This window comes from Rufibacter sp. LB8 (assembly GCF_014876185.1).
GTDB lineage: Bacteria > Bacteroidota > Bacteroidia > Cytophagales > Hymenobacteraceae > Nibribacter.
Window position 1 is genome coordinate 4,048,491 of sequence record NZ_JADALJ010000001.1, and the last position, 16,338, is coordinate 4,064,828.

Below are 16,338 nucleotides of genomic sequence, written 5' to 3' on the forward strand. Positions count from 1 at the left end.
TTAACTAGACATGAAGAAATTATTATATTTATTTGCGTTTATAGCGTTAACGCTAAACTCGTGTATAGAAAACGAGGAGATTCTTTGGGAACAACCAATGGTTGAGTTTGATGCAGCCGCCTACCATGGGTATTCAACCATAGGGGGTGTTTCAAAGGACTATACCTTGTTGACTCGTCGTCCGCAGTATGGTAGAACTACGTTGACTACTGCTACTGCAAGTTTCCCAGCCGACACAGTAATCACTAGAAACTGGGCTGCTACCAATGGTGTTTTCAGATTACGTGTTAATTTGGTTGGGCCACAAAGGCCAGATGCTACGGAGGTTACGTATGTTGTGGTAGCTGCAGAAACCAATGCAGTAGCTGGTACGCATTACGGTACGCTTTCTGGTAGAGTGACCATTCCTGCTAACTCTAGCTTTGGCTACGTGGAGATTCCAATTCTGAACTCAGGCGTTTCTTCTGCCACGGCAGCTGACCTTGTGCTGGAATTACGTGGAAACGATAGTGTGAAGCCTAGCCCTAAATATGACCGAATAGGAATTAGAATAAGCCAGTTATAAATAACTGCTAAGAAGTTGAAGCCCTAGAAGATTTTCTAGGGCTTCTTTTTTTATATTTAGAGCTTGTTTAAATTTTGATTTTGCAGGCGAAAGATGGGAGCGAAAGGTTCTGGCGAAGCCGTTTTTGAGCAGCATAGCAGCGCTATGGTGAGAAAAAATGGTGAAGTCAGGTTCTTTTGATACCATTTTGCAGCGCAAAAGAAAAATTTAAACAAGCTCTTATATTCCAATTAACCTAGCAAAATGAAGACAACACTTATTTGTCTACCTGTCGGGCTATTTTTGTGGCTTTCTTCTATAGTCGCAGTTGCTCAAACCAAACCGGTCCTTACCGTTGATAAAATCATGCAAGACCCTGCCCAATGGGTAGGCACGTCCGCGTCGGCTATCTTTTGGTCAGAAGATGGAAAAAAAGTCTATTTCCAGTGGAACCCTGAGAAAGCCAAACGTGACTCTTTGTATGCCGCCACTGTGCGTGATGGAAAAATATACAAAGTTGCTAGCGCAGAACGGCAAAGTATCCAGAATACGGGAGGCACCTTCAATCAGAGTAAAACCCTAAGGGTATATGAACGCAGCGGTGATCTTTTCCTGGTGAATGTAAAAGCTGGCACCACAACCCAAATCACCAATACCGTTGACCGGGAAAGCGCTCCTTCCTTCACCTTTGATGGCAAAAGTGTTTCCTTTTTGAAAGACAACAATTTATTTATTTGGGATATTGGCACCGGGCAATTAAAGCAAATCACTGACTTTAGAAGAGGAAGAAAACCTGCTGACCCAGATAACATCAAAGACAAGCAGGAACTGGCTCTCCGTAATGAACAAGGGAAACTCCTCCAGATTATTCAAAAAAGAGAGGAAGAACGCGTGCTACAGCGAACTTCCCAGAAGGCCGCGGCTAAAAACCGCCCGAAGGAAATCTACCTGGAAGATAAGACAGTTGACAATGTAGTGCTGAGCCCAGACAATAGGTTTGTCACTTATAGGTTGGTGTCCAGGCCAGCCGGCAGCAAAATAGCCCAGGTCCCAAATTATGTCACGGCATCTGGGTATACCGAAGATATTCCAACCCGCACCAAAGTAGGGGCGGCTCAGGCCACCTATGAGATGGCCGTCTATGACAGACAATTAGATACTACCTTTCAGGTTGCTTTCAAGGCATTGCCAGGTATAACTCAAAAGCCGACCTTTTTAAAAGCAACAAAGGCAGACTCTTTGAATGCTGGTGCAGCCTCTGCTAAAAAGGTCATGTTGTTTGGCCCCTATTACGCCCCAGACGGAAAACGTGCTGTAGTGATTGCCCGGTCACAAGACAATAAAGACAAATGGATCATAGGTTTTAACCCGGCCACGCGCGCGATTAATGTACTGAACTATTTACATGATGAAGCCTGGGTAAACGGTTTTGGTCCCGGGGAATTTGGCTGGATGCCAGACAATGAAAGATTCTGGTTCGTTTCTGAGGAAAGCGGCTATGCGCACCTGTATACCGTTCATGCGCAGACAGGGGAGAAAAAAGCCTTAACCTCCGGTGCGTTTGAAGTGCAGAATGTAAAAATGTCGGGTAATCAGAGATACTGGTATTTTACGGCTAACAAAACCCATCCGGGGGAGCAACATTTTTATAGAATGCCCGTGGTGGGTGGTGCCATGGAACAAATCACCACCGCGCCTGGTGCCCATGAAGTCACCATGTCTCCTAAAGAAGATATGCTGGCCATTAGGTACTCGTATTCAAACAAGCCTTGGGAATTGTATCTCATGCCGAATAAGCCCGGTGCCAAACCCGTAAAGATTACCCAGTCCACTACCGCGGAGTTTAACAGTTACCCGTGGCGGGAACCCGAGGTGATTTCTTACAAGGCGGTCGACGGCGCTAACGTATATGCCCGTTTGTACAGGCCAGAAAAGCAAGATCCCAACAAGCCCGCAGTAATTTTTGTGCATGGCGCTGGTTATTTACAGAACGCCCATAAATGGTGGAGTACCTATTTCAGGGAATACATGTTTCATAACCTGCTTGCAGACCTGGGGTACACCGTACTGGACATTGACTACCGGGGCAGTGCCGGCTACGGCCGCGATTGGCGGACTGGTATTTACCGGCACATGGGCGGTAAAGATTTAAGTGACCATGTAGACGGCGCCAAACTGTTAGTGGAGAAATACGGCGTGAACCCAAAGAATATAGGCATTTACGGTGGTTCCTACGGGGGCTTCATTACGTTAATGGCCATGTTCACCCAACCAGATGTCTTCGCAGCGGGAGCTGCCTTACGGTCTGTGACAGACTGGGCACATTACAACCATGGCTACACGTCCAATATCCTCAATGAGCCGCAGACAGACACGTTGGCCTATACCCGTAGTTCCCCAATTTACTTCGCGGAAGGGCTGAAAGGGGCATTGCTCATGTGCCACGGCATGGTAGACACAAATGTGCATTTCCAGGATATTGTGCGCTTGTCACAGCGCTTGATTGAGCTGAAGAAGGAGAATTGGGAACTGGCCGTGTATCCAGTAGAAGACCATGGCTTTACAGAACCCTCTAGCTGGACCGATGAATACAAACGGATTCTGAAACTGTTTGAGACCAATCTCCGGAAACCCTAAGTTTCCGGCAAAGGTGAAAATATTTTCCGTTTTCGGGCTCATTTCCAGAAATGAGCCCGAAAACGGAAAGTACAGATTGGTGCTTCCAATTCAAGACTACTTTCAGCGCAAGTTTATAGGAAACCTTTGATGCGGTACCCAAAGCCGTACAATCTTAAAACAGCAGAGCCGACTACATTTGGAGTCGGCTCTGCTGTTTTTGGCTTCATTTCCAGAAATGAGGTCAAAAACGCCTCAAAAGGGCAAGCCCTGAAAAATATGAGCCCGCTGCTTGCTCAGTGGAAGGGAGCAAATGCCATGCTCTTTGGTGGTGGTTCTTATGCAGTTCTGGGACCAAAATGCCAATGGTGGCGCCAATGCCGTAGCCTAGCAAATTATCAGATAGAAAATGCTTTCCGGCCTTAAGTCTTAAATAGGCCACGGTGGCTGGTACGGCGGCGGCGGTTCCCCAGACCACAGGGCGCCAGGGAGAGTCAGGGTATAAATCATGAAAGACCTTGGCCGTGAAGAAAGTAGCGGTGGCGGTAGCGGCGGCATGCCCCCCGAAGAAGGAATTGTTGGCATACTTGTGTAGCCGCTCTTCCGCCGGGTTGTCAACGCCATAGACGTTCGGCCTGGTTCGGTTCACCAATCCGGCGGTTAAGGCATACAAGCCACCTGTCAGGGAAATAGCCTCGGCATACAGAAAGTAAATCTGTGGCGCCTGTGAACGTGCCTTGGCGTCACTTAAAAATACGAGCGGCAACGCAAATGACGTATAGAAAGGAATATCACTTAAGTTCTGTGCGCTTTTGCTGTAATTACCGGCGGCAAACCTGTCAAACCGGTTGACCTGGCGCTTGTCTAGTTTCTGGAGGTCAGCAGCGGTGATTTGAGGCTTGTTCAACATCAGCAAGGAGCCTGTCACGGCCATGCCTATGCCACCAGCGGTGATGGCACCATCTTTCCAAACATCAATCTTGTACACCCCAGCATCTGATTGAGAGAAGGCCGGAGTGGTCAGGTTACATGCCCAGAAGATGGCAAGAAAAAATGCTACACCTTTGTTCACCCTTCGGTCTGCTTAAAATTTATATGACAGGCTCACCCCATCTACTGGCTGGCCTTGCACCTGAATGACCGCGGGTTTCAAAGAGATACCGCTATCCATGCCTTTTTTGTGAAGCTGTGGCACCAAAATACCCACCGCGGCCCCAACGGTATAACCTACAATGTTATCACTCAGAAAGTGTTTTCCGGCATCTAAGCGCAGGTAACCCACCGCAGCTGGTACAACCGCAGCCCCGGCCCACACAAAATGACGCGCTGGTGAATCTGGGTTGTAATCATGGAATACTTTGGCGGTAAAGAAGGTCATAGTAGAGACTGCAGCCGTGTGCCCGGCAAAAAATGAATTCTGCGCGTTGGCTCTGGTAATTTCACCAAGTGGTACCAAGTTCCGATCTTTACTATACGTCAGCGGTCTTGCCCTAGGAAAGGCGGCCGAAGACAGGGTGAACAAGGCACCAGTCACAGACATGGTCTCTATGTAGAGCGCGAACATCTGGCCTGCGTTTCCTTTAATTTTAGAATCAAACAAAAGCAAGGCCGGCGCAGCAATGGAGCTGTAAAGCATGACATCGCTTACTTTCTTGGAACTAAGGCTGGCGTTACCGGCGGCAAAGCGGTCAAACCCGTTCACATCCCGCTTGTCTAGATTATTAGCTTCGGCGTCTGTGAAAGGTGTTTTCTCCTGCATCAGATACAAGCCCAAGCCGCTCAGACCTACCCCTACCGCGGTAATGGGGCCATCTACTTTAAACGAGGTCTTATACGGTGACGAGTTTTGGGCAACAGAAGAAGTAAGCGTCGCGAGGCTAAGGAGTAAACTGTAGAAATATTTTTTCATGCTAGTAAGTAATTTTAGGCTTTGGTGTAAAAGCTGCTTCTGAAACGGCGTGTAGTTTAAAAGGTTTCTACCGTTTATAAGCCGCATGTTTTATTGAATACGTCTTACTGGCGGTTTGTAGGCAGAATATCTGGGATTTAAAATGGTTTTTGGTAGTAAGTTTTCACATCTCCCTCAATTAGACTAATTTTGCCCCGCAAGGTTCTGCTAGCCAGCGCCCGTTCACGTTGTATATAATCCTTTTCTAAATGCCTTATCTTTTTACATCAGAGTCTGTGTCTGAGGGTCACCCAGATAAAGTTGCAGATCAAATATCAGATGCGCTTCTAGATGAATTCTTAAAGCAGGATCCTCAGTCAAAAGTAGCTTGTGAGACGCTGGTGACCACCGGGTTGGTAGTACTCAGCGGCGAAGTGAAATCACAGGCCTACGTTGATGTGCAGAAAGTGGCCCGTGAGGTCATCAAGCGCATTGGCTATACCAAATCTGAGTATAAGTTTGATGCTGAGGCCTGCGGCGTGATTTCTACCATCCATGAGCAGTCCGGTGACATAAACCAGGGCGTGGAGCGCGAGAACCCGGAAGACCAGGGTGCCGGTGATCAGGGCATGATGTTTGGCTATGCCACCAGTGAGACAGACAGCTATATGCCCTTGGCACTGGAGATTTCCCACATTCTCCTGAAGGAATTAGCCGCCATCAGAAAAGAATGCAAGGAAATGACCTACCTGCGTCCAGACGCTAAGTCTCAGGTGACCATCAGGTATTCAGACACCCACGTGCCAGAGAAGATTGACACCATTGTCATCTCTACCCAGCATGATGAGTTTGAGACTTCAGATGCTAATGATGCCGCTTCCTCTAAAGCTGCCGAAGCCAAGATGGTGGCCCGCATCAAGGAAGACGTTTTGAACATTCTGTTGCCTCGCGTGAAAAGCAAATTGCCGCAGCGTACCGTTGATTTGTTTGGCGATGATATCACCTACCACATCAACCCGACCGGTAAGTTTGTGATTGGTGGCCCGCATGGTGACACCGGCTTAACTGGCCGTAAAATTATTGTAGATACGTACGGTGGAAAAGGAGCCCATGGTGGCGGTGCTTTCTCCGGGAAAGACTCTTCCAAGGTTGACCGCTCAGCGGCCTATGCTGCCCGTCACATTGCTAAGAACTTGGTGGCGGCCGGTGTAGCAGATCAAGTATTGGTGCAAGTGGCGTATGCTATTGGCGTGGCAGAACCGGTAGGCTTGTATGTAACCACCTACGGTACTACCAAGGTGAAAGGCGCCAACGGCCAGGTCATGACAGACGGCGAAATTGCAGACAAGGTGAACGAACTGTTTGAGATGCGCCCATATGATATTGTCACCCGTTTTGGCTTACAGAACCCTATCTTCTCTGAGACGGCTGCTTATGGCCACATGGGCCGCGAGTCTGGCACCAAGAAAGTGCAGTACACCGTTAACGGTAAAACAGAGGAGCGCGAGTTTGAAACCTTTACCTGGGAAAAACTAGATTACGTAGAGAAAATCAAAGCTGCTTTTGCTTTATAAGCCTTGCGTTTTCGACCTCATTTCATAAAAAGAGCCCCAAAACGGGGCTCTTTTGTTTTATTGCAGTAAGTGTAGGTGCTAGCTGTTAATGATGCGCCGTCGCCTTCTCTTTGTATTTTATCAGTTGTCTCTTCATATCCTCTAGGGCCATGTCTGTGGCAATCTCAAAGGTGCTGGCTTCTTCCTTGCAGAACAAAGTAGCGCCCGGGACAAACAATTTTACTTCTACCAATTTATTGTCATGAGTTTCTGGCTTTACAACGCGCAGAATTACCTCGCCGCTCACAATTCGGTCAAAGAAGGTATCTAGCTTGTCTAATTTTCTTTGGAGAAAGTCCAGAAGGCTTTGGTCGGCGGTGAAGTGCACAGATTGGATTTGCAGTTTCATAGATGACTTCGTTAGGTGTTAAGAACTAGGCTTTTGGGTGAGCTTTCTCAAAGACGGCCTTGAGTTGCTCAATGGAATTATGGGTATAGACCTGGGTGGCCGCCAAACTGGCGTGACCCAGCAGGTCTTTGATGGCCCCTAAATCTGCCCCTCTGTTCAATAAATGCGTGGCAAAGGAGTGTCTCAGCACATGTGGGCTGTTTTTAGCCGACGTGGATACCGTGCCAATGTACTTTTTTACCACCCGGTACACAAACTTGGGGTAGAGCGGCGCTCCTTTATCAGTAACGAGTAGAAATGCAGAATTGTTATCGGGGAAATGGTGGTTTCTACTGACCAGGTAGCGTTCCAACTCCGCCTTTACAGAGGTGTTCAAAGGTAGAATTCGCTCTTTGTTTCCTTTGCCTAACACTTTCAAGGTGCTGGCGATTAGGTTAATGTCAGAAAGACGTAAGTTCAGAAGTTCTGCCAGACGCATGCCGGTGCCGTACAGCAGTTCCAGAATTACTTTCTCCCGGTGCCCTTTAAAATCTTCTGAAAAAGCAGAGTGGTCCAGCAGTTGAGAGAAGGCGTCTTCTGTGATGAAGGCCGGAAGTTTCTTGGCAAGTTTTGGGGCTTTGATCCTGACCGTAGGGTTTTTGTCAATGTCGCCGCGCTGCAGCTTAAACCGGAAGAAGGATCTGAGGGAGGCAATTTTTCTATGTATGGTACGGCTGTCCAACTCTTTCTGCACCAGTGACACAATCCAGGACCTGATGATGCCGTGGTCGGCCGCAATAATGTCTTCTAGCTGATAGGTTTCCAGCAGGTATTCCTTGAACTGTTGTAAATCAGTCTTGTAGGAGAGAATAGTGTGCGGGCTGAAGCGCTTCTCAAACTCAAGGTATTTAAAAAATAATTCCATAAACTAGTGGAGGAGAACAAAAGCGTTTCCTATTCACTAATTTATGGAATTAGAACGTAAGTTCTAGCGATAACGACTAGTAGTTGTCGTTTGCGAACAATTGTTGCTTATAGATAGCTCTTTCTTTCTGCTTTCTTTTTGACACAGAAGGCTTCTGGAAGAACGTTCTGGCGCGCAATTGCTTCAGAACACCGGTTCTCTCAAATTTCTTTTTGAATCTTTTTAGGGCTTTGTCTACAGACTCGTTATCCTTTACGTTAATGATAATCATATAATAGGTTAATTTTAACTCTTAGGTTTAAAGGATTGCAAAGATATTGACTAATCCTGTCAGAGTCAATACCTGCTCCCCAATTATTTTAAAATGGACCTTGAAATTACCAGTTTCTGTATTTCAGAGGTGCCTTCGCCAATGGTGCAAAGCTTAGAATCACGGTAATACTTCTCTGCCGGGTAATCTTTGGTGTAGCCGTAGCCTCCAAAAATCTGCACACCCTCATTGGCGGCACGCACGCAAACCTCAGAGGCATACAGCTTAGCCATGGCAGATTCCTTGGTTACATTCTCGCCTCGGTCTTTCATGGCGGCTGACCGGTAGGTAAGCAAAGCGGCAGCTTCAATCTCAGTGGCCATGTCTGCCAATTTAAACGCAATGCCTTGGAACTGAGAGATAGGCTTGTTGAACTGGTGACGTTCTTTGGAGTAAGCCAACGCGGCTTCATAGGCTCCTTGGGCAATGCCCAAGCTCAAGGCGGCAATGGAAATACGCCCGCCGTCCAATACTTTCATAGACTGAATAAAGCCTTCGCCCACCTCGCCTAAGATATTTTTATGTGGTACGCGGCAATCTTCAAAAATCAATTCTGTGGTTTCAGAGGCGCGCATGCCCAGTTTGTCTTCTTTGCGTCCGGCAGAAAAGCCATCGGTAGGTTTCTCAATCACGAAAGCCGTCATGGCATGGGAATCACCTACCTCGCCGGTTCTGGCAATTACTACTGCAATGTTGCTGGATTTGCCGTGTGTGATGAAGTTTTTGGCACCGTTCAATACCCAATGGTCGCCGTCTCTAACAGCCACCGTGCGCATGTTGCCCGCATCAGAACCTGTGTTGGGTTCGGTTAATCCCCAGGCGCCAATCCACTCTGCAGAGGCCAACTTCGGGAGCCACTTGCGTTTCTGTTCTTCGTTGCCAAACTGCAGGATATGACCCGTGCACAAGGAGTTATGGGCTGCCATGGAAAGACCAATGGAACCGTCAATCTTAGATAGCTCGGCAATGGCCGTCACATATTCTACATACCCAAAACCCGAGCCGCCGTATTCCTGCGGAACCAAGACGCCCATGAGCCCTAATTCACCTAGTTGCTTAAAGATATGAACCGGGAACTCCTGAGACTCGTCCCATTTCATCATGTCTGGTTTAATAGACTTAGCGCCGAAGTCACGGATCATTTCAGCAATCATCTGCTGATTCTCATTATAGGTAAGTTGCATGGGGTATAATTTTTGTAGTCTGCTACTAATCAAGGTGGAAAGTTACACATTTTCCTAACACCAAGCTAACGTATGTTAGCCTACAATGTTCTTGGATTGCTTGAGCAATAGTAGGGATTGGCTAATAATTTTCTGTTTTCGGGCTCATTTCCAGAAATGGACCCGAAAACAGAAATGTCTCCATTTACGTGTTCGCCTACTACCTGTAATATGTGGTGCTCTCTATTGATGGTTTATTTCCGTTGGGTCCATTAATAAATATATGAGGCAAGGAGCATAGGTAAATGCTTCTGCGAATGCATAGGAATAACTTTCTATGGAATTATGAGTAATCATGGCAAATTGGTTGGTTTGCCATACCCATTACTTTTGACTTACTTTGTATTTGGCTTGCCATGCCTTACAGGCTTTCTCTGACCCACTAGAATCTGTTCCTTTATGCCCCGTTCCTTAATTAGATTGGCTTTTCGGTATTTATGCCTTCTTCTTTTGCTTGTGCAGTTGAGTTCCTGTGAAGTATATCGGCAGAACATTATGTTCCGGACAAATGGAGATGTAAACGCTGACCTGCTAAGGGCCTCCGCCACAGAGGCTGGGCGCAATTACAGAATCCAGCCGAACGATGTTTTGGATATTAAAATCTTCACCAACAAAGGGGAGATATTGGTTGACCCAAACAATTTCCTTCGGCAGGAATTAATGCAAGGGAATACTGGCGGAGGGGGTGGTGCCAACCAAAGGATACAAGTAGAGGACCCTACTTACGTCGTTCAGCCCAACGGTGACGTTAAGGTTCCTATGATAGGATTCGTGAATGTGCTGGGAATGACTGTGGCGCAGGCAGACAGTATGTTCCAAAGTAGGTTTGAAACTTATTACAGAGAGACCTATGTTTACACACAGGTTGCGAGTAGAAGGGTTGTGGTCTTAGGTGCTTCCGGTGGAAAAGTGATTCCGTTACCCCATGAGAACATGCATTTGGTGGAAGTACTTGCCTTGGCTGGTGGAATTTCAACTGATGGCAAAGCACATAATATCAGATTGATCAGAGATGTTTCCACCAGTAAGCCAATTGTACATCTGATAGACCTTTCCACCGTAGAAGGCATGCAACGGGCGAACCTAAGAGTTATGCCCAATGATGTGGTCTATATTGAACCAGTGAGAAGGGTATTCAATGAATCATTACGCGACGCGCTTTTGGTTTTGGGAGCTGTCAGCAATGTTCTGACTTCATACTTGGTAATTAAAAATGTTATACAGTAATAAGCAATAGATTTAATGAGTGTGAAAACAGCAAATGATCTTGAAGAACTTGATCATCGCTTAGGAAATACTGAACTGGAGGAAGAGGATAGTGGCGCCAGCATTGATTTTGTCACGCTTTGGCATGTTGTCAGAAAAAGTATTCCTTGGGTCTTATTATTGATATTGCTAGGCCTTTCTGCGTCTTACCTATTTCTTAGATATACCAAAAAAGTTTACGAGTCCTCCTCTACAATCAAATTAGATGAGCAATCAGAAGCAGGCGTATTAGGACTTGGACAGCAGCAAATGATGGATCCTGGCGTTGGAAAGCTCCAAGGTGAGGTGGATCTTATCAAATCTGATTTGGTCTATGATCAATTAAAGAAGAGTATGCCACTACAGGTAAGTTACCATGTTGAGGCTAGGGTGTTAGATGTAGAGCTTTACAAGGAAAGCCCATTTACGGTTGTCTATGAGCCAGGTAAGTTTTCACTTCTAGATGAAAAGATTTATCTGAAGTTTATCTCAAACACTAAATACTCGCTTTGGATTGGGGAAGGAAGTGGGTCAACTCACTTATTGGGTGAGCCTGTGACGATTGATGGAAATGAGCTATTGGTGAATAGAACTGCTGCTTTGGATAAAAATGACTTGGGGCAAACATATTTTTTTATTGTGCATAGTGACCAAGCACTTAAGAAATACCTGAATACCAACATCAATGCGGCTATCTTAAACCCAGAGGCAAAAACCATTTCTATCTCTTTCAAAGACTTTAACCGGTACAAAGCCCGCGACATAGTTAATAAGTTAGATACGGTTTATCTGCAGCAGAAACTTGCCCGTAGCAACCAGGCCAACAGGCAAACGGTTGAATTTCTAAACGAACAGCTTCAGGAAACTCAGGACAACCTCCGGAAGGCGGAGTTTGACATGGAATACTTTGTGAAGGAGAATAAGTCATATGATGTTAAGTCCACTCTTGACGCAGCAATGAGTCAACTTCAAGATCTGGAGAAGCAAAAGCTTGACTTACGTTTCAAGACAACAGTGTTAAGTGATATTCAGCAAAGAATCCAGAGAGACGAAGACTTATCTGGCACTTTATTGGGTTTACAGGTTCATTTACAGCAAGATCCTCAGTTACTTCAGCAATTGACACTTCATAATGATTTGTTATCAAGACGCAGGAGGTCCTTAGCAACAAGTAGAGGAAATACTTTATCTGACAAAATGGTTGAGGACCAGATTGAACTTTCGGAGAGGAAGATATCTGGGTTAATTACAGAATCTCGCAGATTTATTCAAAGCCAAATTGCAAATCTTGATAGAAACCAGGCTCGGTTGACCGGCGAGATTGTACAGGCTCCGTCCAAAGAAACCGAAAGAGCGCGTCTTGCCAGGATTTTGGGAATCTACGAGAAGTTTTACCTGATGATCATGGACAAACGGGTGGAATATGGCATCTCCATGGCCGGGACTACGGCAGATTTTCAAATTTTGTCTCCTGCAAGCCTGCCCAACGAAGGGAATCCGGTATACCCCAATGCTTTTTTGATTTATGCAATTGGCTTAGCAGGCGGATTATTCCTTGGTGTCGGTTTAATTGGTGCACGTTACTTGATGCATAACACCGTCACCAACGTTCGGGAATTAGAGCGGAATACGACTGCCCCTGTCCTTGGAATCGTTCCTTCTTATAACAAGGAGAAAATGCCGGTTTCAAAACTGGTGGTGAACCAGAACCCGAAGTCGGCACTGAGCGAATCTATCAGATCTATCAGAACAAACCTGGATTTCCTGAGTTCTTCCAAAAAGAAACGGATTATCTCCATCACCTCCACTATCAGCGGCGAGGGAAAAACCTTTGTGGCGGTAAATTTGGGTGGTATCATTGCCATGTCGGGCCAACGGGTAGCGTTATTGGATTTGGATATGCGAAAGCCAAAGGTGCACATTGCCTTGGATGGTGATAATATCAAAGGTATGAGCACCATTCTGATTGATAAACATACAGTACAGGAAGGATTACAACATACTTCTATCCCTGGCCTGGATTTTATCTCTGCAGGACCCACGCCTCCCAACCCATCAGAGTTGATTATGTCCCAACGGTTTGATGAAGTTCTTCAAGAGTTACATCAGGAATATGACGTAGTCATTGTGGACAGCCCGCCGGTAGGTCTTGTGACAGATGGGGTGTTGATCATGCGCAAGGCTGATATCCCGCTGTTTATTGTGAGGGCTAATTATTCTAAGAAAGCTTTCCTAAAGGGAATAGACCGCCTAATACGGGCGAATCAGTTAACCAACATGGCTACTATCCTGAATGATTCGCAAAGCGTAAACATGTATGGGTACTCTTATGGGTATGGGTACGGCTATGGATACGGTTATGGGTATGGGTATTATGACGAGGAAGTGAAGCCCACCATGGGTGATAAGTTGAAGTCAATCTTTAAGAAATAGATATGTGGCCGATTTTAAGGCGGCTATTCGAGAAAAAAGACGAGCCCATTCAGTCGTATGAAGGGCTGGTGACAGACATGCACTCACACGTGCTGCCTGGGTTAGATGACGGGGCTGTTTCTATAGAGGAATCCTTGCAACTGCTGCAAGCCTTGCAGGCACTGGGGTTCAAAAAGGTGTGTATGACGCCCCATATAATGGGTGATTTTTACAAAAACACGCCTTCTATGATTCTGGGGAAACTGGAGGAGGTAAGAGTAGCAGCAAGGGATTCCGGGATCGACTTAGAACTCAGTTGCGCCGCCGAATATTACCTTGACGAATGGTTTATGGCCAAGCTGGAAGGGGAGGAGCCGCTTCTTTCTTTTGGCGGAGATCGGAAGTTTCTTTTGATAGAAACTTCTTATATGAATGAACCGTCTCTCTTGCACCAGGCTATCTTTTCCATTAAAGCGGCAGGATATACTCCCGTTCTGGCGCACCCAGAACGCTATACGTATTTCTATGGCCGGTTGGAGAAGCTGCTCCAGTTGCGGGAGTTGGGAGTATTGTTTCAGATTAACACTAATTCCATCACGGGCTATTACTCCAAAATGGCCCAGGAGGTAGCAAAACAGTTAATTCAACAAAAGGCTGTGGAGTTCTTGGGGACAGATACCCATTCTTTGCGTCATATTCGATCTTTGGAGAGGTCCTTAAAAGAACCGTTACTGGCAGAAGCCTTAAAATTACCGTTGTTGAACGCAACCCTTTGATCAGAGCCCTTTGAGAAAGATTTTAGTCACTGGCGGAACCGGCTTAATTGGTGATTTTCTGCTGAAGCGTCTGCTGGAGGAGCCCTGTGAGATAGTCGCGCTTTATAGAAATACAGAACCGCAACTAAAACATGACCGTCTTTCTTGGGAAAAGGGAGATGTGTTGGATGTACTTTTGCTGCGGGGGCTAATTGAAGGAGTAGAGGAAGTATACCACAGTGCGGGTTTTGTGTCATATGCTCCGCAGGATGAAGAACTGTTAGAACAAATCAACGTAAAGGGCACCGCCAATGTAGTGGATGTCTGTCTGGAAAACCCAGGCGTTAAGCTTTGCCATATAAGCTCCATTGCGGCCATTAACCGGGCCAAAGGGCAGGAAGTAATTGACGAGACAGCCAAATGGAACCCGTCAGAAGAAAGATCCGCGTATGCCACCTCTAAGTTCTTTGGCGAAATGGAAGTATGGCGCGGCATCTCTGAAGGGCTGAAAGCGGTGATCGTGAATCCATCCATTGTATTAGGGCCCGGTGACGTAAACAGAAGTAGCACACAGTTGTTTAAGTATGTGCAGGAGGAGCGTTCTTTTTACAGCCACGGCTACGCCAACTTTGTAGATGTTCGTGATGTGGTGTTGGCGGCGGTCACGTTAATGGAAAAGGAAGCATGGGGCGAGCGGTTTATCCTGAATGCCCATCAGGTCACGTACCTTTCCTTTTTCCAGCAGGTGGCGGCCATCTTGCAGAAGAAGGCGCCCAGTACCAAAGTGCCGGCTTGGCTGGCAGAAGTCTTATGGCGGGTAGAAGCGGTAAGAGGCAAATTGACCGGGAAAAGACCTTTAATCACCAAGGAAACTGCCCGCATTGCCCAGGAAAAACATTTTTACAGCAATGCAAAAGTGAAAAAGGCAACAGGCATGGAGTTTCGGCCGTTGGAAGAGACCTTGCAGTGGTGCTGTCAGCAACTTTCCCCCAAAGGGCTGGCGTAATTAAGTTTAAGAGAATCGTGTAATGGGGAGGGTTTCACCTGAACCCTTGTTGTGAATAGCTTGTAGATGGACGATAATTTTGAGGATTTTTCCAGCGAGGACTTGGACCTGGTCCAACGGTTTGAAAGCATGCTGGAAACCAATGTTTCTGTTTTTTTTGACCTGTCAGATTTTGAGGTAATCATTGATTACTATGCTAATACCTTCAACTACAGCCAGGCACTGAAAGCCTGTGATGTGGGCATTGCGCAATATCCGTTTTCCACCGAACTCTTGATTGACAAAGCCCAGGTGCTAGCCATGCTGGGGGCCTTTGACGAGGCGTTGGTGCTGGTGGACGAGGTGGCCGAACTGGACCCGGAAAACGAAGACATCCCCTTGACCAAAGGCATCATCTTCAACCAGAAAGGCGATTTTGCGCTGGCCATTGACCACTTTAAGCAAGCCATTGAAAAGGCAGAGGTAAAAGATGACATCCTGTTCAACATAGGGTTGTCTTACCAAAGCTGGGGCAAGTTCAAGGCGGCCATGAAGTACTACAAGAAGAGCCTCAGAATGAACAGTGAGAACGAGCTGGCCCTGCAGGAATTGCTTTATTGCCTTGAAATAACCGGCGAAGGGGAATCTGTGGTCAGTTTCTTCCAGGAATTTGTGGACGAAGACCCTTATTCGGCCCCTGCTTGGTTTAATTTGGGCCTGGCGCATAGCCGACTGGGCAATTACGAGAAAGCTGTGGGCGCCTATGAATACGCTACGCTAATCAAACCTGAGTTTGCGGCAGCCTATGTAAACCTGGCCAACAACTTTGTGTACCTGGGCGAGTTCTCCAAAGCCATTGAGGCCTTTCTGGCGGCCGCAGAGCAAACCGGTCCTAATGCCGATATCCTGTGCAATATTGGTGAATGTTATGAAAAACTGTCGCAGTGGGACCTGTCACATAAATACTACCAAAAAGCCATTGACCTCTCGCCAGACATGGACGAGGCCTGGTTTGGCATTGGCGTGATCCTGGACCTGCAGGAAAAATGGTTAGAGGCGGTACACCATTACCGCAAGGCCATTTCGTTTTTCTCAGACAACGCAGAATACTGGATGGCCCTGGCCGCGGCGGAATACCAAATGGGGAACATTATCTCCAGCGTGGAAGCCTATGAACACGCCAGTACCCTGGCACCGGAGAACAAAGACATCTGGTTGAACTGGTCCATTATCTTGTATGAACAGGGTAATTTTGACGGGGCTATTGACCTTCTCTTGAATGCCCTGGAACTGCAGCCAGACGAAGCAGAGCTGCAATACCGGCTCTGCGCTTACAGTTTGGCGGCAGGAAAGTACAAACAGGCATATAATTATCTGGAAAATGCCTTAATTTTGGACTTCGACAAGCACAAGCTTCTCTTTGAATTCTTTCCTGAGCTGGAATCTCAGCGGGCTTTGGCCCGGCTTATTGACCAGTATCGTAAATAAACCTGC

At 46.7% G+C, this 16,338-nt stretch carries 15 protein-coding genes; 8 read left to right on the plus strand and 7 right to left on the minus strand.

Going from position 1 to position 16,338, the window contains the following annotated elements:
* Nucleotides 1-10: 10 nt before the first annotated feature.
* Complete coding sequence (locus IMY23_RS16745) at nt 11-565, plus strand: DUF4843 domain-containing protein (RefSeq protein ID WP_192823184.1); 555 nt, start codon at nt 11-13, stop codon at nt 563-565.
* Here IMY23_RS16745 and IMY23_RS16750 read toward each other — a convergent pair.
* Entirely contained in the window at nt 560-751 is a 192-nt protein-coding gene (locus IMY23_RS16750; protein ID WP_192823185.1) for a hypothetical protein, read from the minus strand. The genes IMY23_RS16745 and IMY23_RS16750 overlap by 6 nt on opposite strands.
* A 57-nt stretch (nt 752-808) precedes the next feature.
* Here IMY23_RS16750 and IMY23_RS16755 point away from each other — a divergent pair, with 57 nt between their 5' ends.
* Nucleotides 809-3,181 carry a prolyl oligopeptidase family serine peptidase gene (locus IMY23_RS16755; RefSeq protein ID WP_192823186.1) on the plus strand — a complete coding sequence of 791 codons (2,373 nt, stop codon included), beginning with the start codon at nt 809-811 and terminating at the stop codon, nt 3,179-3,181.
* Nucleotides 3,182-3,404: 223 nt separating this feature from the next.
* Here IMY23_RS16755 and IMY23_RS16760 read toward each other — a convergent pair whose 3' ends face one another.
* Both IMY23_RS16760 and IMY23_RS16765 read right to left on the minus strand, forming a co-directional pair.
* Complete coding sequence (locus IMY23_RS16760; RefSeq protein WP_192823187.1) at nt 3,405-4,232, minus strand: phosphatase PAP2 family protein; 828 nt, start codon at nt 4,230-4,232, stop codon at nt 3,405-3,407.
* Nucleotides 4,233-4,244: 12 nt separating this feature from the next.
* Nucleotides 4,245-5,069 carry a phosphatase PAP2 family protein gene (locus IMY23_RS16765; protein ID WP_192823188.1) on the minus strand — a complete coding sequence of 275 codons (825 nt, stop codon included), beginning with the start codon at nt 5,067-5,069 and terminating at the stop codon, nt 4,245-4,247.
* 248 nt (nt 5,070-5,317) lie between these two features.
* Between IMY23_RS16765 and metK the strand changes: the two genes are divergently transcribed.
* Nucleotides 5,318-6,622, plus strand: a complete 1,305-nt coding sequence (metK, locus tag IMY23_RS16770) for a methionine adenosyltransferase (RefSeq protein WP_192823189.1) — start codon at nt 5,318-5,320, stop codon at nt 6,620-6,622.
* 85 nt (nt 6,623-6,707) lie between these two features.
* Here metK and hpf read toward each other — a convergent pair whose 3' ends face one another.
* From hpf to IMY23_RS16790, 4 genes are all read right to left on the minus strand, one after another.
* Nucleotides 6,708-7,010: a ribosome hibernation-promoting factor, HPF/YfiA family gene (gene hpf / locus IMY23_RS16775; RefSeq protein ID WP_192823190.1), complete on the minus strand. Its 303-nt coding sequence runs from the start codon at nt 7,008-7,010 to the stop codon at nt 6,708-6,710.
* A gap of 25 nt (nt 7,011-7,035) precedes the next feature.
* Entirely contained in the window at nt 7,036-7,914 is an 879-nt protein-coding gene (locus IMY23_RS16780; RefSeq protein ID WP_192823191.1) for a tyrosine-type recombinase/integrase, read from the minus strand.
* Nucleotides 7,915-7,990: 76 nt separating this feature from the next.
* Entirely contained in the window at nt 7,991-8,185 is a 195-nt protein-coding gene (rpsU, locus tag IMY23_RS16785; RefSeq protein ID WP_123127797.1) for a 30S ribosomal protein S21, read from the minus strand.
* An 83-nt stretch (nt 8,186-8,268) separates the two neighbouring features.
* Entirely contained in the window at nt 8,269-9,408 is a 1,140-nt protein-coding gene (locus IMY23_RS16790; protein ID WP_192823192.1) for an acyl-CoA dehydrogenase, read from the minus strand.
* Between the two features lie 534 nt (nt 9,409-9,942).
* Here IMY23_RS16790 and IMY23_RS16795 point away from each other — a divergent pair.
* The 5 genes from IMY23_RS16795 (at nt 9,943) to IMY23_RS16815 (ending at nt 16,332) form a co-directional block, all read left to right on the plus strand.
* Nucleotides 9,943-10,674: a polysaccharide biosynthesis/export family protein gene (locus tag IMY23_RS16795; protein ID WP_192823193.1), complete on the plus strand. Its 732-nt coding sequence runs from the start codon at nt 9,943-9,945 to the stop codon at nt 10,672-10,674.
* A gap of 15 nt (nt 10,675-10,689) precedes the next feature.
* A complete protein-coding gene (locus IMY23_RS16800; protein WP_192823194.1) occupies nt 10,690-13,125 on the plus strand; it encodes a polysaccharide biosynthesis tyrosine autokinase in 2,436 nt (811 codons plus the stop codon).
* Between the two features lie 2 nt (nt 13,126-13,127).
* Nucleotides 13,128-13,880, plus strand: coding sequence for a tyrosine-protein phosphatase (locus tag IMY23_RS16805; RefSeq protein WP_192823195.1), 753 nt, complete (start codon nt 13,128-13,130; stop codon nt 13,878-13,880).
* Between the two features lie 10 nt (nt 13,881-13,890).
* Nucleotides 13,891-14,865 carry an NAD-dependent epimerase/dehydratase family protein gene (locus IMY23_RS16810; RefSeq protein ID WP_192823196.1) on the plus strand — a complete coding sequence of 325 codons (975 nt, stop codon included), beginning with the start codon at nt 13,891-13,893 and terminating at the stop codon, nt 14,863-14,865.
* A gap of 66 nt (nt 14,866-14,931) precedes the next feature.
* Nucleotides 14,932-16,332: a lipopolysaccharide assembly protein LapB gene (locus tag IMY23_RS16815; RefSeq protein WP_192823197.1), complete on the plus strand. Its 1,401-nt coding sequence runs from the start codon at nt 14,932-14,934 to the stop codon at nt 16,330-16,332.
* Nucleotides 16,333-16,338 lie beyond the last annotated feature (6 nt).